15 protein-coding genes are annotated in these 23802 nt (G+C 73.7%); 7 read left to right on the top strand and 8 right to left on the bottom strand.

Going from position 1 to position 23802, the window contains the following annotated elements; translation table 11 throughout:
* Positions 1-98: 98 nt before the first annotated feature.
* Positions 99-7742, bottom strand: coding sequence for an SDR family NAD(P)-dependent oxidoreductase (locus tag ACLGIH_RS30895; protein WP_416528574.1), 7644 nt, complete (start codon positions 7740-7742; stop codon positions 99-101).
* 430 nt (positions 7743-8172) lie between these two features.
* Here ACLGIH_RS30895 and ACLGIH_RS30890 point away from each other — a divergent pair, with 430 nt between their 5' ends.
* The 6 genes from ACLGIH_RS30890 (at position 8173) to ACLGIH_RS30865 (ending at position 14235) form a co-directional block, all read left to right on the top strand.
* Complete coding sequence (locus ACLGIH_RS30890) at positions 8173-9312, top strand: SDR family oxidoreductase (protein ID WP_416528573.1); 1140 nt, start codon at positions 8173-8175, stop codon at positions 9310-9312.
* Between the two features lie 118 nt (positions 9313-9430).
* Positions 9431-10072 carry a DUF6230 family protein gene (locus ACLGIH_RS30885; protein WP_416528572.1) on the top strand — a complete coding sequence of 214 codons (642 nt, stop codon included), beginning with the start codon at positions 9431-9433 and terminating at the stop codon, positions 10070-10072.
* The gene (locus tag ACLGIH_RS30880; RefSeq protein WP_416528571.1) at positions 10063-10404 is read left to right on the top strand and encodes a DUF6114 domain-containing protein; all 342 of its coding nucleotides are present in this window, start codon (positions 10063-10065) and stop codon (positions 10402-10404) included. The genes ACLGIH_RS30885 and ACLGIH_RS30880 overlap by 10 nt, the downstream gene beginning before the upstream one ends.
* Positions 10401-11060 carry a hypothetical protein gene (locus tag ACLGIH_RS30875; protein ID WP_416528570.1) on the top strand — a complete coding sequence of 220 codons (660 nt, stop codon included), beginning with the start codon at positions 10401-10403 and terminating at the stop codon, positions 11058-11060. The genes ACLGIH_RS30880 and ACLGIH_RS30875 overlap by 4 nt, the downstream gene beginning before the upstream one ends.
* A gap of 101 nt (positions 11061-11161) precedes the next feature.
* Positions 11162-12622: a flavin-containing monooxygenase gene (locus ACLGIH_RS30870; RefSeq protein WP_416528569.1), complete on the top strand. Its 1461-nt coding sequence runs from the start codon at positions 11162-11164 to the stop codon at positions 12620-12622.
* A gap of 224 nt (positions 12623-12846) precedes the next feature.
* Positions 12847-14235, top strand: a complete 1389-nt coding sequence (locus ACLGIH_RS30865; RefSeq protein ID WP_416528568.1) for an MFS transporter — start codon at positions 12847-12849, stop codon at positions 14233-14235.
* Between the two features lie 42 nt (positions 14236-14277).
* Here ACLGIH_RS30865 and ACLGIH_RS30860 read toward each other — a convergent pair whose 3' ends face one another.
* From ACLGIH_RS30860 to ACLGIH_RS30835, 6 genes are all read right to left on the bottom strand, one after another.
* On the bottom strand, positions 14278-16257 hold the full coding sequence (locus tag ACLGIH_RS30860; protein WP_416528567.1) for a helix-turn-helix domain-containing protein: 1980 nt from the start codon (positions 16255-16257) through the stop codon (positions 14278-14280).
* 75 nt (positions 16258-16332) lie between these two features.
* The gene (locus tag ACLGIH_RS30855) at positions 16333-17133 is read right to left on the bottom strand and encodes a 3-hydroxybutyrate dehydrogenase (RefSeq protein ID WP_416528566.1); all 801 of its coding nucleotides are present in this window, start codon (positions 17131-17133) and stop codon (positions 16333-16335) included.
* Between the two features lie 54 nt (positions 17134-17187).
* Positions 17188-17667, bottom strand: a complete 480-nt coding sequence (locus tag ACLGIH_RS30850; RefSeq protein WP_416528565.1) for an NUDIX hydrolase — start codon at positions 17665-17667, stop codon at positions 17188-17190.
* A 68-nt stretch (positions 17668-17735) separates the two neighbouring features.
* Positions 17736-19349, bottom strand: a complete 1614-nt coding sequence (gene lnt / locus ACLGIH_RS30845; RefSeq protein ID WP_416528564.1) for an apolipoprotein N-acyltransferase — start codon at positions 19347-19349, stop codon at positions 17736-17738.
* Positions 19350-19730: 381 nt separating this feature from the next.
* The gene (locus tag ACLGIH_RS30840; protein ID WP_416528563.1) at positions 19731-20276 is read right to left on the bottom strand and encodes a hypothetical protein; all 546 of its coding nucleotides are present in this window, start codon (positions 20274-20276) and stop codon (positions 19731-19733) included.
* A 69-nt stretch (positions 20277-20345) separates the two neighbouring features.
* Entirely contained in the window at positions 20346-21134 is a 789-nt protein-coding gene (locus tag ACLGIH_RS30835; protein ID WP_416528562.1) for a glutamate racemase, read from the bottom strand.
* Between the two features lie 39 nt (positions 21135-21173).
* On the opposite strand from ACLGIH_RS30835, the gene ACLGIH_RS30830 reads away from it, so the two are divergent.
* Positions 21174-22376, top strand: a complete 1203-nt coding sequence (locus tag ACLGIH_RS30830; protein WP_416528561.1) for a glycosyltransferase — start codon at positions 21174-21176, stop codon at positions 22374-22376.
* A 10-nt stretch (positions 22377-22386) separates the two neighbouring features.
* Here ACLGIH_RS30830 and ACLGIH_RS30825 read toward each other — a convergent pair whose 3' ends face one another.
* Entirely contained in the window at positions 22387-23667 is a 1281-nt protein-coding gene (locus tag ACLGIH_RS30825) for a TerD family protein (RefSeq protein ID WP_416529521.1), read from the bottom strand.
* Positions 23668-23802: the final 135 nt, after the last annotated feature.

Genomic DNA, 23802 nt, shown 5'->3' with positions numbered 1-23802 from the left:
TGACGCTTCTCCTTCGATGCCGCTGCGGTTCCCTGTGCCGGGCCCGGTGGCCGTCCGGGCTGCGGCGCCCGGCACAGGGACGGAGACGACGAGAGGGTTCAGGAACCGGTGGCAGTCGCCTGCTCTTCGGTGTCCGACTGGTGAGGTACCTGGACCCCGTCGGTCCCGGGTGTGCCGGCCTCTCGCGGTGACGGCAGGCCCGGGGCCTCGGTGGCCACGCTGCCGGCCAGCCCGAGGCGGAGGTGCACGAGCTTGGCGATGTCGGCGAGGGTGCCGTTGGCGCTGCGGAGCAGTTCCATGGGCGGGATCTCGACCTCGTAACGGGTCTGGAGGGTGACGAGGAGTTCCGCGGCCATGAGCGAGTCCAGACCGTAGGTGTCGACGCGCTGGTGCGGGTCGATCTGGGCGGGATCCATCTGCATGACTTCGGCGAGCATGCCGGCGAGGTGGTCGGTGAGGTAGGTGAGCGCCTCCTCGGGAGTCATCTGTGACAGCTTGCGCAGCAGCTCCTCCTTGCTCACCCCGTCGCCGGCGCCGCCGGCCGGCACCATGCCGGCCAGTCGGGGCGTGGTGACCACGGCGAGCAGTCTGCTCAGGCGGGCCCAGTCGGTCCGTGAGACGAAGGCCGATTCGCAGCCGGAGCGAAGAAGCAATTCCGCCTGGGCGAACGCCTCGGACGGGTGGATCGTCAGCAGGCCGAGGGCCGCCATGGCGGAGGCCAGTTCGTTGCGTGCCACATAGCCGCTCTCGCCGATCGCGCCCCAGGCGGTGGCGAGGCCGGGCTCGCCGCTCCGGCGGCGCTTGCGGACCAGTCCCTCCATGTAGAGGTTGGCCGCGGCGTACGGTGCCTGCTTCACGGTGCCGACGGTGCCCGTGCCGGAGGAGTGGACGAGGAAGAGGTCGCAGTCGCGGTCCCGGGTCAGGGTGTCCAGGACGATCGATCCGCCGATCTTCGGCGCCATCACCGCGGCCATCCGCTCGGCGTCCAGGGCGACGAACTCCTCGTCGTCCAGGTGCATCGCCCCGTGCACGACGCCCCGCAGGGGGTGTCCGGAGGCGTCGATGCGCGCGACCACCTCCGCCATGGCGGCGGGGTCGGCCGCGTCGGCGGCGTATGCCGTGGCGCTCACACCGCGTTCGCGCAGCCCGGTGAGGACCGCTTCGGCCTCCGGGGCCTGTGCGCCGCGGCGGCTGACGAGGGCCATGTGCCGGGCGCCGAGGCCGGCGAGCCATGCCGCGGTCGCCGCGCCGAACCCTCCGGTTCCTCCCGTGACCAGGTAGGTGCCCTCAGGGTCCAGGCGCGGTGCCTGGCGTCGGCGTACCACCAGCGGTGGTTCGTCCAGGTCGTCGAAGGCGACGACCACCTTGCCGATGTGGCGCGAGTGCTGCAGGTGGGCGAATGCCTCGGCCACCCGCGACGCGGGGAAGGCGGTGTGCGGCAGCGGGCGCCAGGCTCCCCCCTCCACCGCGCCGTTCATGTCCCGCAGCAGGGCGTCGATCTGTCCGGGTTCGCTGAGTACCTTGGTGAGGTCCACGCCGAAGAAGGCGATGTTGTTCTTGAAGGGGTTGAGCAGCAGCGGCTTGTTCTCGTAGATGTCGCGCTTGCCCAGTTCCAGGAAGCGGCCGCCCGGGCGGAGGAGTTCGAGACTGCGGGTGATGGCCTCGCCGGCCAGGGAGTTGAGGACCACGTCGACTCCGCGGCCCCCGGTGATGTCCCGCACGTGGTCGGCGAAGTCGAGGGAGCGGGAGTCCAGGACGTGCTTCACGCCGAGGCCGCGCAGGTAGTCCCGCTTCAGTTCGCTGCCGGCGCTGGCGATGACCTCGGCACCGCGTTCGAAGGCGTAGCGCAGTGCGGCGAGTCCGACGCCGCCGGCCGCTCCGTGCACGAGGAGGGTCTCTCCCGGCTGGAGCCGTGCCAGGGTGATGAGACTGTAGTGGACGGTGGTCAGGGCCACCGGCATGGTGGCCGCCTCCGTGTACGTCATGTCGTCGGGCAGCGGCCACAGGCCCGTCTCCGTCGTCACGGTGTGGGAGGCCAGTGACGCGGCGGCCAGCCCGGCGACGCGGTCGCCCGGCCGGAATCGCGTGACGTCCGGTCCGCAGGCCACGACGACGCCCGCGCACTCCAGTCCGCAGCCGGACTCCGTGGGCGTTCCCTCGACGGCCTCGGCGGGCAGCAGGCCGACGCTCTGCATGATGTCGCGGTAGTTGAGAGCGGTGGCCCGTACGTCGATCAGCACCTCTCCCGGCCCCGGTTCGGGACGTTCCGTCTCCTGCCATTCGAGCTGGTAGGAGAGGCCGGGGTTGCGCACGTTCAGCTGGTACGACATCCCCTCGGTCGCGGGTTCGGCGACGGGGCGCGGCACCACCCTGGGCACGAACCGGCCCTGCCGGGTGAGGACGATCTCGTCCTCGTCACCGGGGAGGAGCAGCTCGCGGGCGAGCCGTCGCCCGTCGCCGTCCGCGTCGTCGCCGCGGTGGAGGGACAGCCGCCGGCAGTCGAGGTCCGGCAGTTCGTTGACCAGGCAACGGCCCAGCCCCCACAGGACGGCGTCGGCGGGGTGGCTGCTCTCGGCGCCCTCCGCGATCCCGCAGGGCTGTGTCACCAGCCACAGCTCCGTCCGCACACCGTCCGGCAGTTCGGTGCAGGCGACGGCGCAGGTGCGCACCGTCTCCGCCCGCTGCGTGGCGCGCGCCAGCACGTCGGACGGGGACGTCTCGTCCGCCTCGCCGAGCAGCAGCACGATGGCGAGGGTGCCCGGGCTCTCCTCGCCGACGGCGGTGCCGAGGAGGCGCTGCCAGTCCTGGCGGGTGGTGGCGGCCAGGGCCGGTGCCGTCGCCCTGCCGCCGCTCGCGGTGAGGGTGCCGGTGAGCGCGGTGGCCAGCGGCAGTGCCCCGGGGGTCTCGGCGGCGGTCAGGAACACCGTGTCCTTCCGGGTCGCCGGGACCTCCAGCGGTTCGGCGGCCCGTTCCCGGGATGCCTCGGACGCCCCGGCTCCCTCGGAGGTCTCGGTTTCCTCCGGCGCCTCGGGGGCCTCGGTCGACCCGGTCGCCTCGGGCAGGGCCGCACCCGCGCGGGCCAGCAGGACGGAGTAGTGGTCCCGGGCGGGGGCCCGGTCGTCACCGGTCTGGATCACGTCCGCGAACCCGCACTTCTCCAGCAGGCCGGGCCATGCGTCGCGGGCCAGCAGCAGCGAGTGCGGGCGCAGGTCGGTGTCGGTCTGCCCGTAGAAGCTGTCGAGGGTGCCGAACAACGGTGCCAGCACGTCCGCCTCGTGGGTCTCCACGGCGAGCAGGCCGCCGTTCGGGGCGAGGAGGGATGCGACTCCGCGCAGGGCGGCGCTCAGGTCCTTGGCCGTGTGCAGTGCGTTTCCCGCCACCACCAGGTCGAAGGAGTGGGCGGTGAAGCCCTGCTCGACGGGATCCACATCGAGGTCGAAGGTGCGGTAGTCGACGAAGGCGTAGTCCGCGAAGCGCTTCTGGGCCCGGGGGAAGAAGAACGCCGAGGCGTCGGTGAAGCAGTACGAGGTGCGTTCCGCGGGCAGCAGCGGCAGCAGAGCGGCCGTGGTGCCACCCGTGCCCGCGCCCACCTCCAGCACCCGCAGCGGCCGGTCGGCGGGCCAGGCGCGCACGATCTCGCGCAGCAGCTCCCGCGCGAGCCGGTTGTGGAAGCGGCAGACCGGGGCCGTGTCGTAGAACTGCTCCAGCGCCTTGACGCAGGCGTCGTCGGCCAGCAGTTCCATCGGGTCGCGGCGGTCCCGGAGCACATCGGAGAGCTTGTTCACCTGCTGGGCGAGCAGTGCCTGCACGTGCACGAACGCCGGCGCCTCGCTCGCGGCTCGCGACATCACCGAGGCGCGGTCCACCTCCTTGCGCTCGAGGCGGTACCGGCCGTCCGGCTGGGGCAGGAGAACCCCGCGCCGGCACAGGGCGGGTCGCATCAGGTCGAGGAACCTGGTGTGCCGTTCGTGCAGGTTCGCTCGGAGCATGTCGTCGGTGATCGGTGACCCGGTGTCGGGGACCATGTCGGCGAGTACGTCGCCGACCAGATCGGCGTACATGTCGGTGACGAGGGGTGCGACGTCCTCGTAGCGCAGCGTCCGCCAGTCCTCCCGCAGTCGCCTGATGGGCTCGGCGCAGGCCGCCGCGATCCGCTCGGGGGCGGGCATCGGTGCGGGAGCGCTCGGCTCGTGCTCCCAGGGCGCGGCGCGCAGCACCGTGTCGAGGACGGTGAGCGGGGGCCGCTGGGCGGCGGTGAAGCGGCGCATGCGGCAGCCGTCGAGCTGGACGCTCACCGAGCCGTCGGGATCGCTGACGGTGATGTCCCAGCACACCTCGTCGTTGGTCCGGGACCGTTCCACCAGCCGGATCGTGCCGGTCGGCGCGGGCGTGTCCCAGACGCGGACGGCCGCGATGAGCGCGGGCAGGTAGGCCTCGCCCTCGTCCAGCCGCGCGGCGAGCAACGGCACGCCGGCCTGCAGGGCGCCGTCGAGGAGGGCGGGGTGTACGACGCAGGGCGCGGCCGGCGGGTCGTAGGAGTAGTGGGCCAGGACTTCTCCCTCGCCCACGTGCAGCTCGGTCAGGACCTGGAAGGACGGGCCGTAGCCGAGGCCGGCGGCCGCGCAGCGCGCGTAGTGGTCTTCGGCGGTGAGGCGTTGCCGGCACCGTTCGTACCCGGGGGCGGGGTCGGCCGGGGCCGGCCGGGGGGTGATCAGGCGCCGTACGCGGGCCCGGGCGTGGGTGCGGGGTTCGTCGGACTGGTCGTCGCTGCTGGCGACCAGCAGGACGCCGTCGTCCGGGTTCAGCGACACGTGGAGCTGGACGCTGGAGGCGGTCGCCCAGGGAACGACCAGTGCGGTGCTGATCTCCAGGTGCTCCATCTCGGCCGCTTCGCCGAGTGCCTCGCGTCCCGCGGCCAGCGCCATCTCCACGTAGCCGGTGGCGGGCATGACGCAGGACCCGGCCACCCGGTGGTCGGTGAGCCACGGCACCAGGACCGGTTCGACGGCGCCCGACCACAGGGGAGTGGGTGCGGTGATCCGGGAGCCCAGCAGGGGGTGCCGGTAGGGGCCGGCCGGGGTCCACAGCTCTTTGCCGCCGCCCCAGTGGCGCTCCCGCTGCCAGGGGTAGGCCGGCAGTTCGGTGACCCTGCCCGGCGCGGGGAAGTACCGCTTCCAGTCGGTCACCGCTCCGGCGGCGATCAGGCGGGCGCGTGCGGCGGTCAGGTCGCGCGGTCCGTCCGCGTCCCGGTGCAGGGTGGCCAGCACGGCTGTCGTCCTCTGGGGGCGGGTGCCCGCGATACGCCGCAGGTAGGTGCGGAGTACGGGGTGGGGGCCGATCTCCAGGAAGACGTCGGCGCCGTCCTCCATGGCCTCCTCGACGGCGGCGCCGAACAGCACCGGCTCCCGGACGTTGCGCCACCAGTACTCCGCGTCCAGATCCGGGCCGGCGGCGCGCGATCCGGTGACGGTGGAGTAGAAGGGCACCGAGGCGGGGCCCGGCTCCAGCCCCTTCAGCGCGGCGGCGAGCGCGGCGCGCTGCCCGTCCATGGCGTGACTGTGGAAGGCGTAGTCCAGGCCGAGATCGCGGAAGAAGACGCCCCGTGCGGTCAGTTCCTCGCCGAGGGCGGCCAGCGCGGCGGCGTCGCCGGCGACGGTCACGTCCTTGTCGCTGTTGACGCCCGCCACCTCCAGCCTGCCCCGGTACGGCTCCAGTGCCTGTGCGGCCTGCTCATGGCCCAGCCCGACGGCGGCCATCCGGCCGGTGCCGGCCGTGGCGGCCTGCACCCGGCTTCGCTCGAATACCACCTGCGCCGCCTGGGCGAGCGTCAGGGCTCCCGCGGTGTGGGCCGCGGCGACCTCTCCGACGCTGTGGCCGAGGACCATGGCCGGCTCCACGCCCTGGTCCCGCAGTACGGCGACGACGCCCACCTGCACGGCGAACAGCAGCGGCTGGGCGACCTCGGTGGCCTCCAGCCGCCACTGATCCGCCGGCCGGGCCAGCTCGTCCGCCACCGACCAGCCGAGCCGCGGTGCGAGTTCGGCGTCCACGGCCGCCACCGCGGCGCGGAACACGTCGTCGTGTGCGAGCAGGTCCGCGCCCATGCCCGCCCACTGCGAGGCGTTGCCGGCGAAGACGAACGCCACCCGGCCGTGGCGTACCGCCTGGACCGTCGCGCCGGACGGTTCGTCGGCGACACGGGTGAGCCGGTCGGCGGCGTCCGAGGCGCCGGCGGCGAGGATCGCCGCCCGGTGCTCGTGCTGTCCGCGGCGCAGGCAGGAGGTGTAGGCGATGTCGTAGAAGTCGTCCTGGTCCGCGGCCGCCAGGCGGTCGGCCATGCGGGAGAGGGCTTCGCGCAGTGCCTGGGCGGTGCGCGCCGTCACCACGACGGGCAGTTCGCCGGGTGCGGCCGTGGGCGGGAACGGTTCGGGCCGCGGTGGTGCGGCGGCGACGATGGCGTGGGCGTTGGCGCCGCCGAATCCGAAGGAGTTGACGCCGATGACCGGTCGTTCGGCCTCGGCGAGGGGGCGGTTCTCGGTGACGAGGTCGATGCCCAGGCCGGCGAAGTCGATCATCGGGCTGGGTGAGTCGGCGTGCAGCGAGGCGGGGATGGTGCCGTGGCGCAGCACGAGCAGGGCCTTGCAGAGGCCGGCCATGCCGGAGGCGGGCTCCAGGTGGCCCAGGTTGGTCTTGACCGAACCGAGCGGCAGCGGGCCGGTGATGCGGCGGATGCCCAGTGCCTGGCCGATCGCCTGCGCCTCGATCGGGTCGCCCACGGGGGTGCCCGTGCCGTGCCCCTCGAAGTAGACCAGTTCGTCGGGGTGCACGCCGAAGTCGGCGTACACCTGGCGCAGCAGAGCCTCCTGCGTCTCGGCGCTGGGCAGGGCCAGCCCCATCGTGCGTCCGTCGCAGTTGCTGGCGGTGCCGAGGATCACGCCGTGCACCCGGTCGCCGTCGGCGAGGGCGTCGCTCAGCGGTTTGAGGAGCACCATTCCGCCGCCCTCGGCGCGCACGAAGCCGTCGGCGTCGGCGGAGAACGACGCGCACTTGCCGCGCCGCGAGAGCATCGCGGCCTGGGAGAAACCGACGTAGTGGTAAGGGCTGAGCAGGATGTTGGCGCCGCCGCACAGTGCGGTACGGCTCGTGCCGTCCCAGAGCGTGCGGCAGGCGCGGTCCAGGGCGACGAGCGAGGAGGAGCAGGCGGTGTCCACCGCCATGCTCGGCCCCCGCAGGTCGAACGCGTGGGAGAGCCGGTTGGCGGCGATGGAGGAGGCGGCACCGGACATCGTGTAGGGCCCGATGCCGCGCGGCCTGAGCATCTGCAGGGCGCCGTAGGACGCGTCGGAGATGCCGATGTAGACGGCCGTGTCCGTGCCCGCGAGGGTCGCCGGGGCGACGCCGGCGTCGTCCAGCGCCTCGGTGGTCAGTTCCAGCAGCAGCCGGTGCTGGGGGTCCATGTGCGCCGCTTCCTTCGGTGAGATGCCGAAGTACGCGGCGTCGAAGCGCTCGATGTCGTTCAGGAAACCGCCCGCCGCCGTGTAGCTCTTGCCGGCCCGGGGCATCTCGGCGTCCACGAAGCGGTCCGGGTCGAAGCGGTCCTCGGGCATGTCGGTCACCAGGTCACGCCCGTCGCGCAGGGCGCTCCACAGACTGTCCATGCCGGCGATTCCGCCGGGCAGTCTGCAGGACACGCCCACGACGGCGATGGCTCGTTCGTCGTAGGGGGTTGGCTCCAGGTTCACGGATCCGGCCTTCCTCGCAACGGGGTTGTCTGCCGGCCGGCTGGCAGCCGGCTCCACTGGCGCAGCATAAAGTCACCTGCCGATCACCTAGTGTCACAAACTCCTGGCGAGTGGCGCTCCTTCGCCCGATTCATCCGAAATAGCAATACGGTGAGTCATCGCACGCCACCACCCTTTGGAGTGATTGCCGGGCCCGGGTCACGCCTTCGTCCCGTGCGCTCGGCCGACGCCTCGAAGGCGCTTGTGACGGCTGTCGAACCCGTCTGCCGACCGGCGCGAGCACGGACGGCGAGGCGGTGCCGGTCGAACCGGGAAGCCCGGAGCCGGCCCGACCGGCCGGGCACGGCGTTCGGCGACGAACCGTCAGAAGCGTCCTAGCATGACGGCGCCGCACTCCGACCCGACTCACCCCCGCGCGTGAGGAGACGCCTTGTCCATCCTGCTCACCGGCGCCACCGGATTCCTCGGTAGCCGCATCCTGCGCGAACTGCTCGGCAAGGGAGGTGACGAACCGATCGTCGTACTGGCCCGGGGCAGCAGCGAGAGACTGCGGGCCCGCACCGAGGCCGCGGTGACGTGGCTGGACGCTCCGCCCCTGCCGGAAGGGTCCCTCGACCGGCTGCGGTTCCTCAGCGGCGACATCACGCTGCCGGATCTGGGCTTGTCGGCCGGGGACCGCGCCCGGGCGGCCGACGGCCTGACCGAAATCTGGCACAGCGCGGCCCTGCTGAACCTGGAGGGCGACCCCGTCCCCCTGCACACCTCCAACGTCCTGGGCACCAGGCACGTCCTGGAGTTCGCCGACGCGGCGCCAGGGGCCCACCTGCTCCACGTCAGCACGGCCTACGTGGCCGGCCGCCGCCTCACCGGGCACGTCCTGGAGGACGATCTCACCGAGGAGTACGGCTTCCAGACCTCCTACGAGGAGAGCAAGTACACCGCCGAACGCCTGGTGCACGCCTGGGCGCGGCGCAACGGGCGGCGGGCCACGATCCTGCGGCCGAGCCTGCTGGCCACGGACCGGCCCGTCCCCGCGCACCTGCCCGGACAACCGCTGGACGTCCTCCTCCGGCTGATCGACGACGTCGTGCGGGCACGCGCCACCCGCGTCCGCGGTCTGTCCCGGTACCTCACGGGTGCGGGTCTGCGCGGGGAGCGCCTGCGGGTGCGGGTCCAGGCGGACCCCGGCGGCGAGGGCAACGTGGTGCCCGCCGAGTACGCCGCGCGGGCCATGGTGCGGGCGGCCGCACACACCGACGGCCGGGCAGGCGTGCGCACCCTGCACGTGACCCATCCGCACAACGTCTCGGCCGGGTCGGTCACTTCGGCACTGCAGGCCCGCTACCCGGGCATCCGCGTGGACCTGGTCCCGGACGTGCCGTGCCCCAGCCCGTTGGAGGCCGTGATCGCCCAGCAGGGTGAGAGGCTGCTCGGCTTCAGTGCCCAGCACCGCACCTACGACCGCTCGAACCTGCTGCGGGCCGTGGGTGACCTGCCCGATCCCGAGCCCGTCGACGACGCCTACCTCGCCCGCGCCTTCGGCGCCGCGGAGGCGCTCCTGCCCGCGTGATGCTCCTCGGGCGGGTTCCCGGCGGCCACCCGCCGGTCCGGCACCGGCGCCCGCCGGGGCGCTCCATCCGCCGACGACGCACCACGACGCACACCACGACGCATCAAGAGAGGACAACGTGATCCGGCTGACAGCGCCACGGGCCGCCGGGAAACGGCACGGACGCCATGCGGCCTGCCCCCGCGGCCGGACCAACTGGCGGCGCTTCGCCGCGGCGAGCGTCGGCGCGCTGGCACTGGCCTTCGGCACCGTGGCGACCACGACGGCGGCTTCGGTCCCCGTCTCCTTCGCCGTCGCGGGCAGCCCCTTCTCCGTCACGGCCGAACACCTGCATGCCGACGGGGCCGTCCAGTTCGCCTCCTTCCGCGAGGACGCCTCCGGCCGGAGCCGTCCGACCGCTGTCGTCGGCATCCGGCAGGCCCGCATCCGGGACCTGTGCCAGTCCGCCGTGGCCCGCACCCCGCTCGGCACCGCCACCCTCCAGATCCGCGCGGGCCGGGAACATCCCGTACGAGCCAAGGGAATGGCACTCGATCTGGCCCGCCTGGAAGGCGACATGACGTTCCGGTCGGTGGAGATGGGCCGTGACGCCAGCACGCTCGAGGGCGGCCTCACCGGACCGGCGGGGACGTACGGCCAGCAGGCCCGCACCTTGACGATCAAGAACATGCGGTTGCGTGCCTGGTCGCTGTCGGCCGGGATGTTCACGCTGGACGGCGCCACCATGGACGTACGCGCGGGGGAGCACCGATGCGGCTAGCGTCGGGCAGCCGCCCCGTCGGCGCCTGCGTCTGTGTCACGGCCGCGGGGCTGGAACTCGGCTACTTCCCCCTGGCCGACCCTGCGCTGCTCCCCGTCCAGGGGCTGAGCGGGGCCACGGCCGTGCTCCTCTCCGTGGCCCTGGCCGGGTGCGCCGTACATCTGTGGACCAGACCCGCCCACGCCGCCTTCAGCGGCACGGCAGCGATCGTCCTCGGCCTGTTGTCGTATCCGCTGGCCAACCTCGGAGGGTTCCTCCTCGGCATGCTGCTGGCGCTGATCGGCGGGTGTCTGGCGCTGGCATGGCAGCCGCCGATGCGAGGCGCTGAGTGACGGACGCGACCGCCTGGCGCCGGGCGCTGGCAGCGCTCGCGTTCCCGTGCACGGTGGCCATGTCCTTCGGCTTGGCGACGGCCGCGCCCGGACCGGACCGGTCCGAGAACCGGACCGACGGTGCCGCGCCCCAGCCTGTTCCGGCACGCATACCGCTGCCGACGGGCTGCTCGCGGGAGAACCTGCCCGTCGACGACCCCGCTCGCGACCGGCGCGCGCAGGCGGCGCGCGCCGTGGCCGCCTGTCTGCCCGGTGTCGCCCCGGCCGCCGGGGACCCGGGCACCACCCTGCGGGCGGCCACGCTCACCGTGACCGGGCTGTTCTGCCCACCGGGGTCCACGTCGTGCCGGGCCACGAGCGTCGACATGCGGGCCCCCCGCATCGACTACACCGGTCCCCGCGGCGCCACCTGCACGGTGTTCGGGCGCCTGACCCTGACGGGCGACGTCCGCCTGCGTGCCGAGTCCCTGCGGGGGCGGGTCTTCGGGCTGCTCCCGGTGTCCCTGTCCACCCGTGCGGTGCCGCCCCTGCCCGTGCCCTACCTCCTGCTCACCGACGTCGAGGCCCGTGGTCTGTGGGCACGAGCCGGCCGGGTGGACGCCCCGGCGACCGTCATCGGCACCAGCAGCGACTGCGCCCGCACTCCGGCCGGCTGACCCACGACCACCCCCTCGACCGCACCTCTCCCATGGACGCACGCATGCAGTCGGCAGACGCACGTTCCCCACAATCGCACGCCGCCGAGGACCACCAAGTCGTGATCATCGGTGCGGGCCTGTCCGGGCTGGGCGCGGCCATCCGCCTGCGGCAGACGGGCATCGACGACTTCGTCGTCCTGGAGCGTTCCGACGACGTCGGCGGCACCTGGCGCGACAATCGCTATCCCGGGGCGGCCTGCGACGTACCGGGGCACCTGTACGCCTACTCCTTCGCCCCCGTCCCCCGGTGGCGCACGACATTGCCGGCCGCCGCGGAGATCCACGCCTATCTGCGCCGCTGCGTGGCCGACTTCGGGCTCGCGTCGCATGTGCGCCTGCGCAGCGAGGTTCAGCAGGCCGACTGGAACGAGACCGAGGGGCGGTGGTACGTCAGGGCGGCCGGGCGTCTCCACCGCGCCCGGTTCCTCATCACGGCCACGGGTCTGCTCAGCGAGCCCCGTGTTCCCGACCTGCCGGGACTCGGCACCTTCCGGGGCACCGTCGTGCACACCGCGCGCTGGGACGGCACGTGTGACGTCAGGGGCAAGCGCGTCGCGCTGATCGGTACCGGCGCGTCGGCCGTCCAGTGCGTCCCGCGCCTCGCGGAGCTGGCCGAGGCGCTCGATGTCTACCAGCGGACCCCGCCCTGGGTGCTGCCCCGGCTGGAACGGCGCGTCCCGGCCGCCGAGTGGTCCGCGTACCACCGCTCGCCGCGCCTTCGCCGACTGGTCAGAGCCGTTGCCTACTGGTTCCGCGAAAGCTGGCTGCTGTGCTTCACCGGGCCGCTCCACCGCATCGTCGGCGGGGGCGTGGCCGCCCTGGCCCGCCTGCATCTGCGCTGCCGGGTGCCCGAGCCGGAACTGCGCCGACTGCTGACCCCGTCCTATCGCCTCGGCTGCAAACGGGTGCTGCTGTCCAACGACTACTACCCGGCGCTGCGCCGGTCCGGCGTCGAGGCCGTCACGGACACCGTCGCCCGCGTCACCCCGGACGGTGTCGTCACCCGTGACGGCACCGTCCGCCCGGCCGACGTACTCGTCCTCGGCACCGGGTTCTCGGCCGACCGGCCGCCCATCGCCCGGCGCATCGTCGGCCGCGAGCGGCGACGCCTGTCGGAGGCCTGGAGCGGGGGGATGGCGGCGCACCGCAACATCATGGTGCCGGGCTTCCCGAACATGTTCCTGCTGCTCGGCCCCAACAGCGGGCTGGGCCACTCCGCCCTCACACTGCTGCTCGAAGCGCAGCTCGACTATGTGGTCGACTGCCTGGCGCGGATGCGTCGGCGCGGTCTCGCCGACGTGGACGTGCTTCCCGAGACCCAGCTCGGGTTCAGCGAGCGGCTCCACCGGCGCATGCGGCGCACCGTCTGGCTGTCCGGCGGCTGTCACAGCTGGTACCTGGACGCCCGCGAAGGGCTGAACACGGCCGTCTGGCCCGGGACGGTGCGGAGTTACCGGGCCCAGACCCGGACCTTTCGCACGGACGGGCACCGCGTCCGTCATCGGGCCGACGTCGGCTGAGCGAGGAGCGCCTCTGCCGGCCCCGTTGTGCGCGAAGCGGGCGATGAGGTCGGGGCGTCCACGGAGCTCGAACGCCTCAGGAAGGCCTGGCCTCGCCTACATAGTGAATGCACGCACTTCCGCACCCAGAACTATGGTGTCCCACCACATACGCCACGGAACTGCGCGTTCCTACCGTGTGGCGACACGCAAACGTCCCCGTCACACGCCAGGAAGTGGTGCCGATGTCCTCCCCCGCGACCGCTCCGCCAACCCCGAACAACCTCAAGCGCATCGTCGCCGCCTCCCTCATCGGCACCACCATCGAGTGGTACGACTTCTTCCTCTACGGCTCCGCCGCCGCACTGGTGTTCAACAAGCTGTTCTTCCCGGACTCCGACCCGCTGGTCGGCACACTGCTGTCGTTCATGACCTACGCCGTCGGGTTCGCCGCCCGGCCGCTGGGCGCCCTGGTGTTCGGACACTACGGTGACCGGCTCGGACGCAAGAAGCTGCTGGTGCTGAGCCTGCTGCTGATGGGCGGGGCGACCTTCGCGATCGGGCTGATGCCGACGCACGCGACGATCGGCTCGGCCGCTCCCGTGCTGCTGACCGTGCTGCGCCTGGTGCAGGGATTCGCACTCGGTGGCGAATGGGGCGGCGCCGTCCTGCTGGTGTCGGAGCACGGGGACGCGCGGCGGCGCGGCTTCTGGGCCTCCTGGCCGCAGACCGGCGCACCGGCGGGGCAGTTGCTGGCGACCGGTGTGCTGTCGCTGCTGACGGCGCTGCTGTCGGACGCCGCGTTCACCAGCTGGGGCTGGCGGATCCCGTTCCTGCTCTCCGGGGTCCTGGTGATCGTCGGTCTGTGGATCCGGCTGTCCGTCGACGAGTCGCCGGTCTTCAAGCAGGCGCTGGCGCAGGCCGAGGCCCGCAAGTCCGCCCAGGATACGGACGCCGGGAAACTGCCGCTGGTCTCCGTGCTGCGGCACCACTGGCGCGATGTGCTGATCGCCATGGGCTGCCGCATGGCGGAGAACATCAGCTACTACGTGATCACCGCCTTCATCCTCGTCTACGCCACCACCGAGGCCGACGTCTCCAAGCAGACGGCACTCAACGCGGTGCTGATCGCCTCGGCCGTGCACTTCGCGGTCATCCCGGCCTGGGGTGCGCTGTCGGACCGGATCGGCCGCCGCCCGGTGTACCTGGTGGGCGCGGTCGGGGTCGGGCTGTGGATGTTCCCGTTCTTCTGGCTGATCGACACCGGCGGCTTCGGCAGCCTGCTGCTCGCCGTGACCGTGGGCCTGGTGCTGCACGGCGCGATGTACGCGCCCCAGGCGGCTTTCTTCTCCGAGATGTTCGCGACCCGGATGCGCTACTCCGGTGCCTCCATCGGCGCCCAGTTCTCCTCGGTTGCGGCGGGTGCCCCCGCGCCGCTCATCGCCACCGCGCTGCTGTCGGACTTCGGCAGCTCCACCCCGATCTCCCTGTACGTCATCGCCGCGGCCCTGCTCACCGTGGTCGCCGTGCTGGCGGCGAAGGAGACCCGCAACCGGGACCTGGCCGACGTGGGCGGCTCCGGCGGCGACCGGGCGGTGCCGGCCGCCCGGGCCACCGACGCGCACAAGGTCTGACGGCTTTCGGCACCGGCCCCCGTACGCCCTCGCGTGCGGGGGTCAGTGCTGTGCCGGGGACGACAGCCGGTGCAGGCGCAGGGCGAGTTGTATCTCCAGGGCGCGCGCCGGGCTCTGCCAGTCCTCGCCGAGGAGCCGGCCGACGCGGTCCAGGCGCTGGGCGACCGTGTTGACGTGGACGTGCAGGGCGTCCTTGGTGCGGGCCGGGCTCATGCCGCAGGCGAAGTAGGCGTCGAGGGTGCGCAGCAGTTCGGTGCCGCGCCGCTCGTCGTAGGCGACGACCTCGCCGATGGTGCGGCCGACGAAGCCCTCGATGTCCCGGTCCCCCGCCAGCAGCAGGCCAAGGAAGCCGAAGTCCTCGGCCGCCGCACCGTCCCCGGTGCGGCCCAGCAGGCGCAGGGCGTCCAGGCAGCGCCGGGCCTCCGTGTAGGCGGCCGACACGGCGTCCGGGTGGGCGGCGAGATCCTCCACGGGTGCCGAGGCGCCGACCGTGACGGCCTCGTGGACGGCCCGGCCGAGCTGCCGTGCGGTGCGGCGGGCCAGGTCGGTGGCGGTGTCCCGGGCGCCGAGGGGCAGCAGCAGGACGGTGCCGCCGTCACGGGCGGCGGCCAGGCCGTGCCGGGTCGCGGCGAGGTGGGAGGCGGCGGCCCACAGCCGTCTGCGCGCGTCCGCCTCCTGCTCGGCGTCGGCCGCGGGGCCGTCGAGACGGGCGGCGAGCACGGCATGGGTGGCGTCGAGGTCGGCGCGCAGCCGGGAGGCGCGTTCGCGCAGCAGGCGCGGGTCGCGGTCGCGGGCGTCGAGCAGGTCGTCCAGCAGTTCGCCGCGTACCCGCTGCTCGGCCTCGGCGGCGGACCGGCGGGCGAGCAGCAGCAGGGAGGTGACCATCGCGGCGCGTTCCAGGGTGCGCTGGTCGACGGGGTCGAGGCCGGGGTGGCCGCGCAGCACGAGCGCGCCGAGCAGTTCGCCGCCGGCGGCGACGGCGGCGATCCAGTCGTCCTGGTGCCGCACCGCGTGGCCTTCGGCCCGGGACGCCTCCAGGGCGGTCGCCGGTGCGGCGGCGGCCTCGGTGAACTCGACGGTGCCGTCGAGGACCTCGGAGACGGCGGCGGCCACGTCGTGGACCCCGCCGCCGCGCAGGACGAGTTCGGCGAGCCGGTCGTGGACGTCGGAGGCGCGTTCGATGACGCCGCTGCGGTCGCGGATGATCTCGTTGGCCCGCTCCAGGCCGGCCAGGGCCGAGCGGGTCTCGGCGAGGAGGTTGGCGGTGTCGATGGCGGCCGCGGCCAGGGCGGCGAAGGAGCCGAGCAGGGCGATCTGCTCCCGCTCGAAGACCCGGGCCCGGCGGTCCGCGGCGAACAGCACGCCGATGACGTGGTCCCCGAGCGTCAGGGGGACGCCCAGGATGGCCACCAGGCCCTCGTCCTTCACTCCGGCGTCGATGGCGTGGGTGTGCCGGAAGCGGTCGTCCCGGAAGTAGTCGTCGGTGACGTAGGGCCGGGCGGTCTGGGCGACGAGACCGCCGAGCCCCTCGCCCATGCCGAGCCGCAGTTGCTGGAAGCGGGCCGCGACCGATCCTTCCGTGACTCTCATGTAGGTGTCGCCGCGCTCCGGGTCGTTCAGGCTGAGGTAGGCGACGTCCGTGCCGAGCAGGGAGCGGGCGCGCTGCACGATCGCGCGCAGGACGGCGTCCAGGTCCCGCAGTCCAGCGAGGTCGTGGGCGGTCTCGAAGAGCGCGGACAGCTCGGCCTCACGCCGGCGCCGTCCCTCCAGCTCGGAGCGCACCCGCAGGGCGAGCAGCTTGGCCTGTTCGAGCGCGGCGATCCGGTCGGCCGGGCGGCCCTCGGCGCGGGCGAGCAGCACCGGCTGTTCGTAGGCGTCGGCGGAGGCACCGCGGGCGAGCAGCTCCAGGAACGGCGTCTCGGTGCCGTGGGGCAGCGGCCGGTCCCCGTTCTCCGGGGCGCCGGCCGGCGCCCCGGCACCGTGGACGGAGCGCTCGGCGGACTGCAGGTGATCGCGGGACATGCTCACAGGATTCCCCATCGCAGGGCCGCCCCGGCAGCCCTGTGGAAAACCCGGCGGCCGGAGGAGCCGGCCGGTTCAGTGCGCGGTCCAGCCGCCGTCCAGGACGAGCGAGGTGCCGGTGACGAAGGACGCCTGCGGGCTGCACAGGTAGGCCACGGCCTCGGCGACCTCCTCGGGTTCGATGAGCCGCTTGAGGGCGCTGTCCCGCAGCAGTACCTCGGACAGCACCCGTTCCCGCGGGATGCCGTGCGCCCGGGACTGGTCGGCGAGCTGCTTCTCGACCAGCGGGGTGCGCACGTAGCCGGGGTTCACGCAGTTGGAGGTGACGCCGTGCGCGGCGCCTTCGAGGGCGGCGGTCTTGGACAGCCCCTCCAGTCCGTGCTTGGCGGAGACGTACGCCGACTTGTAGGCGGAGGCGCGCAGGCCGTGCACGGAGGAGATGTTGACGATGCGTCCCCAGCCCTGCCCGTACATGTGCGGCAGGGCACCGCGGATGAGGCGGAAGGGCGCCTCCAGCATGACGGTGAGCACGGTGTGGAAGACGTCCGGCGGGAACTCCTCGATGGGCCGCACCAACTGCAGTCCTGCGTTGTTGACCAGGACGTCGGTGCCGGCGGCGGCGAGTTCGGCGGCGTCCAGGTCGGTCAGGTCCACCACGTGGGGTTCGACGGTGCCCGCGAGATCACCGGCGCGCTCGGTGAGCGCGTCCAGGCCCGCGGCGTCCCGGTCGACCGCTCTGACCTTGGCTCCGGCGGCGGCCAGTCGCAGCGCGCAGGCGCGGCCGATGCCGCCGGCGGCGCCGGTGACGAGAGCGGTTCGGCCGCCGAGGTCGGGCGAGGAGGCGTGGGAGGCCGGGAGGACGCTGGGCGAGGTCATATGCCGACCCTAGGCACCGCCCGCCCCCTGCCCCATGTGCTCACGCCCTATAGTTCAGACCGAACCAGTGGGTTCGAACCACGTGGGTGCGTCGGACAGGGCCTGCTTGATCCGGAACCACCCGAACTCGCCCACGTCGGGCAGCGAGTCCACCGCGAACCAGCCCACCTCCAGCGACTCGTCGTCGTTGACCCGGGCCTCGCCCCCGACGGCGCGGCAGCGGAAGGTGATGTCCATGAACTGGCACACGTCGCCGTTGTCGTACGTCACCGGGTCCAGCGCCTGGACCAGGACGACGCGCTCGGCGACGCACCGCACGGCGGTCTCCTCCTCCACCTCGCGGACGGCGCAGACGGCGGGCTGCTCCCCCGGCTCCGCGATGCCGCCGATCAGCGACCAGCGGAGGTTGTCGGACCGACGGTTCAGCAGCACTCTGCCCTCGTCGTCGAAGACGACGGCGGTGACGCCGGGGAGCCACAGCAACTGGTGTCCGGCCGAGACGCGCAGGGCGGTGATGAAGTCGGGAGTAGCCATGCGCCCGAGCCTAACCGGCCACCCATCGCTCACCCGGCCCGTTCGCGGGGCGTGCGGCGGGCGTACGGCTACACGTCACCGGCGCGCCGACCGCGCACGCCCGTGGCGACGGCCCGGCCGATACCGCCGGCGGCGACCAGCAGCAGGGCGATCTCCGGGAGCACGCCGAGGCGTGTGGCAGGCGTCTCGGAGGAGCGCAGGGGCACCTCCTGGACCAGGGAGTCGGCGACGAACATGCCGGTCCGCTGGGTGACCCGGCCGTCCGGCATGATGATGGCACTGACGCCGCTGGTCACCGGCACGGCGACGGTCCGGCTGTGCTCGACCGCGCGGACGCGGGACATGGCGAGCTGCTGGTAGGTCATCTCGCTGCGGTCGAAGGTCGCGTTGTTGCTGGGCACGGAGATCATCCGGGCGCCGTCGGCGACCTCGGAGCGCACCGCCCAGTCGAAGGCGGCCTCGTAACACGTGACCAGGCCCACCTCGGTGCCGGCCATGGTGAACACGCCCGGCTCGCTGCCCCGGCTGAAGTCCTGGCGGACCATGGAGGTCCACTCGCTGTTGATCGCCCCGATCAGCGAGCGCAGCGGCAGGTACTCGCCGAACGGCTGGATCTGCCGCTTGTCGTAGGTGTCGACGGGGCCGTCGACCGGGTCCCACAGGATCTGCTCGTTGTAGAGCCTGCCGTCGCGCGCCACGACACCGCCGACCGAGATCGGTGCCCCGATGGCCTTGGCCGCCCGGTCGATGACGTCGCGCGCGTCGGGGTTGGCGAAGGGGTCGATGTCGGAGGAGTTCTCCGGCCACAGCACGAAGTCGGGCCGCGCGACCCGGCCCGCCCCGACCTCGGCGGCCAGCCGTTCGGTCTCGCGCGCGTGATGGTCGAGCACCGCGCGGCGCTGGGCGTTGAAGTCGAGACCCGCGCGGGGCACGTTGCCCTGGATCACGGCGACGGTCGCCGTGCCGGTCTCGGCGGCGTCGGTCACCAGCGGCCGGGCGGCGAGGGCCGCCACCACCGGAGCGGCCAGGCTCAGCAGCGCCAGGGCCGCCGCACCCCGCGGTACCGCGCCGGTGCGGTGCGCCCGGGCGGCCAGGCGCACCCCCTCGTACAGGCCGAAGCCGCACAGCACCACCGCGAAGCCGAGCACCGGTGTGCCGCCCAGCGCGGCCAGCGGCAGGAACACGCCGTCCGCCTGTCCGAAGGCGATCTTGCCCCAGGGGAAGCCCTCGAAGGGCACGCGCGCGCGTGCGGCCTCGCCGGCGATCCACACGGCCGCCGCCCACACCGGCCAGGCCGGCAGCCTCGACACCGCGGCTGTGCCGGCGCCGGCCAGGGCGACGAAGACCGCCTCGATCGCGACCAGGGCCAGCCAGGGGCCGGGGCCGACCTCCACGCCGGTCCACACCAGCAGCGGCAGCAGGAAGCCCAGCCCGAAGAGGTAGCCGAGGCCCAGGCCCGCCTTCCAGCCGCGCCCGCGCAGCACCCCGCCGAAGACGGCGAAGGCCGGCAGGGCCAGCCACCACAGGGTGCGCGGCGGGAAGCTGACGTAGAGCAGCACGCCGGCGAGGGCGGACGCGACGGCCGGGGCGAGCCGGCGGGCGAGCCGCGCGGCGCGCGAGGGGGGCGCGGTCGGGGGCTCGGCCGGTTCCGACTCGCCGACGGGTGTTGCGGTGACGGTCACCCTGCGGAGTCTACGACCGGTGACTTCCCGCCGGACAGCACGGCCGGCGCACGCAAGGCCGGGAGCGGCCCACCGCGCGGCACCGGGACCTCGTCGGGAGCCGGACGGCCGGGCAGCGGCCCGCGGCCTCGCCGGTCCCGCGCAACCGGGCCCGGGTCCCGGGCACCGGGGCCGGGGCCCAGTCGGCCGACGCAGGCCTCGAGCAGCCTCGCCGAGCACCGGGCGACCGGCCCCCCGGGCGCAGACGACCGACGCGGGCCCCAAGCGGCCTCGCCGAGTCCCGGACCACCGGACCCGGGGCGCGGGGTGCTGGGCCGGCCCCCGGGCGAGCCGCGCGGGTCCCAGGCGGCCGGGCGGGGTCTCAGACGACGGGGCCGGACCTCAGGCGGCCGGGCCCGGCGTCTTCGGTCGCAGCCGGTCCCTGATCACCTGTACGGCCGCCTCCGCGTCGTCCACGGTGACCGTGAAGGTGTGGCCGTCCCACAGGCGAAGGATCACGCCCTCACCGCGCCGCACCACGACGGCGGTGCCCTTCTCCGGGCGCCAGCGGTAACCCCAGCCGCCCCAGTGACGCGGAGTGACGTGCGGGGTGAACTCGGCGCCGGCGACGTGCGAGAGCGGGATCCGGCGGCGGGGCACGCCGATATGGCCGCAGCGCACTTCCAGGCAGTCCTCGTCGACTCTCAGCGCCACGTGCACGAACGCCAGGGTGCCGAACAGGACGAGCAGGCCGGCGGCGATGCAGCCGACGACCGCCATGACCAGCGCGGCGATGCCGGACTCCCAGGCGGGGTCGACGGCCAGCACGATGCCGAGGGCCAGGCAGGCCGCACCGAGCAGCGCCGGCAGCCACTGCATCCGGTTGGTGGCGCGTCCGGTCCAGACATCGGGGTGGGGCGCGGGCTCGCCGTGGCGGTGGTCCCTCATGGCTATGAGGTTACTCAGCTTTCGCTGGGTGGATGGCTCGCCGAGGAGGGTGACTGGGCCGACCGGCGGTCAGCGCGCGGGCGCGACCGCGCGCAGCAGCCGGCCCTCCTCATAGGCCAGTGCGGGCGCGGGCAGCGCGCCCTCGCGTCCGCTGAGCAGCACCGTGAGCGTGCCCTCGGCCGGGGCTCCGGGGACGGCGGGCCGGGCGCCGATGCGGCGCAGCGCCTGTGCGGCGACCGCTCCGGCCGAGCCGTGCAGCACGAGTGGCGGACGGCCGGGGCGCTGGACGGCCGCCCGGATGCGTTCGGCGACCAGTTCGTAGTGGGTGCAGCCGAGGACGACGGTGGTGACGTCGTGGGGCGTCAGGGCGGCGGCGGCGGTGACGGCCGCGTCGATGGCGGCCTCGTCGGCGTGCTCGACGGCCTCGGCGAGCCCCGGGCACGGCACCTCGGTGACGGGGACCCCGGCGGCGAACTCCTCGATCAGGTTGCGCTGATAGGGGCTGCCGGTGGTGGCGGGCGTCGCCCAGATGGCGAAGGGGCCGCCGCCGGCCGCGGCGGGCTTGATCGCCGGGACGGTGCCGACGACCGGCAGGTCGGGTTCGAGGCGGGCGCGCAGGGTGGGCAGCGCGTGCACGGTCGCGGTGTTGCACCCGACGATCAGGGCGTCCGGCCGGTGCGCGGCGGCGGCCACGGCGACGGCCACGGCGCGCCCGGTGAGGTCCTCGGGCGTGCGCGGGCCCCAGGGCATGCCGTCCGGGTCCAGGGAGAGGATGAGATCGGCGTCCGGTCGCAGGCGCCGTACCGCGGCGGTGGCCGCCAGCAGACCGATTCCGGAGTCCATGAGCGCGATCTTCACCCGGCCACGATAGACGATGTCCGCCGCCGGGCCGGTCCGGTGGGGCAGACTGCGCACGTGAGCGCCGCCCTGTGGACTTCCGCCGTTTCCGCCGTGTCCCTCACCGTCTGGCTGTGGCTGCTGCTCGGCCAGGGCATGTTCTGGCGCACGGACGTCCGGCTGCCGCCGCGCCGCCGGCCCGACGCGTGGCCCTCCGTGTGCGTGGTCGTGCCCGCCCGGGACGAGGCGGCGGTGCTGCCGGCGAGCCTGCCGTCGCTGCTCGGCCAGAAGTATCCGGGACGGGCGGAGGTCTTCCTCATCGACGACGGCAGCTCGGACGGCACCGGGGAGCTGGCCCGCGAGCTGGCCCGGCACCAGGACGGCCTGCCGCTCACCGTGGCCTCGCCCGGCGAACCGCCGCCGGGCTGGACGGGCAAGCTGTGGGCGGTGCGGCACGGGATCGTGCTGGCACGCGCGCGTGCGCCCGAGTATCTGCTGCTGACGGACGCCGACATCGCGCACGCGCCGGACAGTCTGCGGCGGCTGGTGGAGGCGGCCGGCACCGGCGGGTTCGACGTCGTCTCCCAGATGGCCCGGCTGCGGGTGGCGAGCGCCTGGGAGCGGCTCGTGGTGCCGGCCTTCGTCTACTTCTTCTCCCAGCTCTACCCCTTCCGCCGGATCGCGAAGGAGGGGGCGCGGACGGCGGCCGCGGCGGGCGGATGCGTGCTGCTGCGCACCGAGGCCGCCGAGCGGGCGCGGATTCCGGACGCCATCCGGGACGCCGTGATCGACGACGTGGCGCTCGCCCGGGCCGTCAAGCGCGGCGGCGGCCGGGTCTGGCTGGGCCTGGCCGACGGGGTCGACAGCGTGCGCCCCTATCCGGGGCTGCCCGACCTGTGGCGGATGGTGTCGCGCAGCGCGTACGCCCAGTTGCGGCATCAGCCGCTGCTGCTGGCGGGGACGGTCCTCGGGCTCGCCCTCGTCTATCTGGTGCCGCCCCTCGCCGTCGTCGTCGGCGCGGTCACCGGGAACGCGGCCACCGTGGCCCTCGGTGCGCCGGCGTGGCTGGTGATGGCGGGGACCTACCTGCCGATGCTGCGCTACTACCGCCTGCCGCCGTGGTCGGCGCTCCTGCTGCCGTTCACCGCGTTCCTGTATCTGCTGATGACGGTCGATTCCGCGGTGCAGCACCACCGGGGGCGGGGCGCGGCCTGGAAGGGCCGCACCTACGCCCGTCCGGGTGCCGTGCCCGAGGAGGGCTGAGCCCTCGGCCTCACTTCCTGCCGGGGGTCCAGTTCATGCCCCAGCCGTAGGCGTGGTCGACGGTCCGCTGCGGGCTCACGCCACGTTCGGGCACCAGGTAGCGTGCCTCCCGCTGGACGACCAGGTCGCCGCCGTTGTTGGTGATCAGGGCGAGCGCGCACACCGTGGAGGGGACGGTGCACTCGTCGAGCGAGAAGTCGACCGGTGCGCCGTGCTGGGGCTGGAGGGTGACCGTGGCCCGCAGGTCGGCGAAGGAGCGCGCGCCCTCGTAGATGGTGACGAAGACGAGGATGCGCCGGAACGACTGCTGGTGGTCGAGGTTGACGGTGAGGTTCTCACCGGTCGCCACGGCGCCGGTGCGGTCGTCGCCGTCGAGCTGGATGTACGGGGGCCGGTGCAGGTCGCCGAAGGCGTTGCCGAGGGCCTGGACGACTCCCTTGCTGCCGTCGGTGAGTTCGTACAGGGCGCACAGGTCGAGGTCGAGGTCGTTGTGCAGGGCGACGGGGCGGCTCAGTTTGCGGGCCCAGCCGGAGAACTGCTTGTGCACCTCCCAGTTGAGGTTGACGCGCAGGGAGCCCGAGGTGCCGCCCTGCTTCGTCAGGGAGACCGAGGGGGCCGCCTTGGTGAGCGTCACCTTCGTGAGGCGGACCGGTTCCGCCGGGGGCGCGACGGGCGGCACCGGGGCCGCGGCCGGCCGCGGCGACGGCGGCGGGGCCACGGTCGCCGCCGGAGCGGGCGGGGGCGCGGGTGCGGCGGCCGGCGGCGCCTGCTGCGGCTCGTCCACCGAGATGCCGTAGTCCGTGGCCAGGCCCTCCAGCCCGCTGTCGTAGCCCTGGCCGACGGCGCGGAACTTCCAGGCGCCCTGACGGCGGTAGAACTCGCCGAGCACGAACGCCGTTTCCACCGTCGCGCCCGGGTTGTCGAAACGGGCCACGACCGTGTCCTGGGAGGGGTCACGGACCTCGATGCAGAGGTCGGGGATCTGCCCGAACGAGCCGCCGTCGGCGGAGGCGGCGACGATCACGGTCTCGATGGCCGGCTCCACGCGCGCGAGGTCGACCAGCAGGCTGTCGGTCACCCGGCCGCCGTCGTCCTGCTTGCCCTCGTGCCGGACCGCACCGGAGGAGTGGGCCGGCTGGTTGTAGAAGACGAAGTCCGCGTCGGACCGGACCTTCCCGCCGACCAGCAGCAGCGCCGACGCGTCCGTGTCGGGCACGCCGGGGCCGGATCGCCGGCCCACCTCGACCCGCAACGCCGTCGTCGGCACGGGAGTGTTCGATCCCTTCGGCATGGACATGCCTGCCCCCATCACCAGTCACCGTGCCGGGCAGCACCCCGGCCGTCACGTCAATTCTGTCGTGACCAACCTATGCCCCGTCCGGAGAACTTCCGCGGGAGAGCGGCAGGACGGGCGGGCGACCGCCGG

The organism is Streptomyces hamibioticus (genome assembly GCF_047946815.1).
In the GTDB taxonomy this organism is placed as follows: domain Bacteria; phylum Actinomycetota; class Actinomycetes; order Streptomycetales; family Streptomycetaceae; genus Streptomyces.
The sequence above is the reverse complement of the archived record's forward strand: the minus strand, read 5'-3'. Positions and strand labels throughout refer to the sequence as shown.